At 70.6% G+C, this 2,189-nt stretch carries 3 protein-coding genes; 1 reads left to right on the top strand and 2 read right to left on the bottom strand.

Annotated elements, in window-relative coordinates:
• A partial coding sequence (locus tag RMO40_RS04055; RefSeq protein WP_309716662.1) for an NAD(P)-binding domain-containing protein occupies positions 1-524 on the bottom strand: 524 nt, incomplete at its 3' end.
• Positions 525-532: 8 nt separating this feature from the next.
• Positions 533-967, bottom strand: coding sequence for a hypothetical protein (locus RMO40_RS04050; RefSeq protein ID WP_309716659.1), 435 nt, complete (start codon positions 965-967; stop codon positions 533-535).
• Between the two features lie 104 nt (positions 968-1,071).
• On the opposite strand from RMO40_RS04050, the gene RMO40_RS04045 reads away from it, so the two are divergent.
• Positions 1,072-2,073: a tripartite tricarboxylate transporter substrate binding protein gene (locus RMO40_RS04045; protein ID WP_309716657.1), complete on the top strand. Its 1,002-nt coding sequence runs from the start codon at positions 1,072-1,074 to the stop codon at positions 2,071-2,073.
• The last annotated feature ends 116 nt before the right edge of the window (positions 2,074-2,189 follow it).

The raw sequence follows: 2,189 nt of genomic DNA, 5'->3' as shown, positions 1-2,189 counted from the left end.
GGACCCGAACCCGACAACGCGGTCACGGCGTCAAGTTGCGCTTCGTGTTCGAGCCAGAGCAGCTGGCCGGTCGGCGCCAGCACGGTCTCGACCGCCGCGCGGTCGGCCGCGCTCACCGCCGCGCGCCCCACCAGGCCGGCGATGCCCTGGCCGATCAGCGCCGGCGTGTTGGGCATGGCGCGCACCACCCGTTCGCTCCCGCTGGCCCGCGCGATGGCTTCGCTGCGGATGCCGGCCATCACGCTGAGTTGCAGGGCGCCGCCGACGCTGCCCGCGCAGGCCGCCGCAGCCTCCGGGAAGCTCTGCGGCTTGACGGCCCAGACGACGATCTCGGCGCCGGCCAGCGACGCGTCGGCCGCTGGCAGCAGCGCCACGCCGGGGTGCGCCCCAGCGATCCGCTCGCGCTGCTCGGCCCACGGCTCGACGACGGTGATGGCCTCGGCCGACCAGCCGCTGCGCAACAGGCCGCCGAAGATCGCGCCGGCCATGTTGCCGCCACCGATGAAGGCCAATCGCGCATTCATGGGTTGCCTCAGCGCGAAGCCGCCGATGCCGGCGGCGGCACGGGCGCCGGTGCGGTCGGCACCGACACCCCCATGCCGATCGGGATGTCGGGGTTGATGGTGATCTTGTTGACGAAGTGCCGGGTCTCGCCGAAGCAGGTGCTCGGCAGGCCGACCTTCTCTTCGTAGTGCAGCGTCACGCGCTTGCCCATGGCCTGCTGGATCAGCGCGGCCGCGGCATCGTCGTGCACGGTGAAGAAGAACTTCTCGACCGAACTGCCGGGCAGCGACACCAGGGCCAGCTCACCCTCCCAGGTCTTGCAGACCCAGCCCTTGTGCGAGAACTTCTGCACCCAGCCGGCGCGCTCGCCGCTCGAGTAGCTCCACTTGAGCGCCAGCCAGGCATAGGCCGCCACCAAACCCAGCACCACCAGGAGAGTGATCAAGAGGCGCGTGATCCACATGGGCGGTGTCGGCAGTTGGCGAAGGCCCGCATCGTCGCACAGGTGCCGTACTCGGCCGGCGCGGCTACGATGTCGGTCACTCACGCGATGCCCAGGAACCCCCGATGAAACGCCGCCTTCTTTTGACGACGACTTTTGCGCTGGCCGCCGCCGTCACCTCCCTGGCCGCGACAGCCCAGGCCGCCGCTTCGACAGGCTCAGGACAGGCCTGGCCGAGTCGACCGGTGCGCGTGGTCGTGCCGGCACCGGCCGGCAGCTCGCTCGACCTGATCGTGCGCGCGATGAGCGAAAAGCTCGCGGCGCGCTGGGGCCAGCCGGTGGTCGTCGAGAACAAGCCCGGCGCCGGCGGCATGCTCGGCATGGACGTGGCGGCCAAGGCCACCGACGGGCACACGATGGCGATCGGCTTCAACGGCCCGGTGGCCTTCGCGCCTTTCCTGTACCGCAAGATGCCGTACGACCCGGCCAAGGACCTGCTGCCGGTGGTCATGACCACCTCGCAGGCCAACGTGCTGGCGGTCAACGCCGACAAGGTGCCGGCCAAGACGGTCGCCGAGTTCGTGGCCTGGGCCAAGGGCCAGGGCGGCAAGGTCAACTACGCGTCGCTCGGCAACGGCAGCTCGGCCCACCTGACGATGGAGCTGTTCCTGGCGGAAGCCGGCATCACCGCCACGCACATCCCGTTCAACGGCTCGCCGCCAGCGGCGATGGCGGTGGCGCAGGGCGAGGCCGATGCCACTTTCATGGTGGCGCCGGCGCTCTTGCCGCACGTGCGCAGCAACAAGGTGCGCATGCTCGCGGTGAGCAGCGCGCAGCGGCCGGAGGCCCAGAAAGACCTGCCGACGCTGGCCGACGCCGGCTACCGCAATGTCGAGTCGCTGGCCTGGAACGGCCTCTTCGTGCCGGCCGGCACGCCGGAAGCGGTGGTGGGCAAGGTCAATGCCGACGTCAACGAGATGCTGCGCGACCCGGCCGTCAAGGCAGCGCTGGATGCGCAAGGCCTGACGGTGGTGGGCGGCAGCGCGGCCGACTTCAAGCGCGTGCTCGAGGCTGAAGCCAAACGTTGGGGGCCGATCATCACGCGCATCGGCGTCAAGCTGGACTGACGCGGGGCTCCCCCGTTCGGGCTGAGCTTGTCGAAGCCTGCATTTCGGCAGGCACGACTCAACCATCAGCCGCCCGCTGCCGCTTGCGCCAGCGGTCGATGCGGCCCCGCGGCAGC

Source organism: Rhizobacter sp. (assembly GCF_031412075.1).
Taxonomy (GTDB): Bacteria; Pseudomonadota; Gammaproteobacteria; order Burkholderiales; family Burkholderiaceae_C; genus Rhizobacter.
Note: the sequence above shows the minus strand (reverse complement) of the source record. Positions and strands in the feature narration are given on the sequence as shown.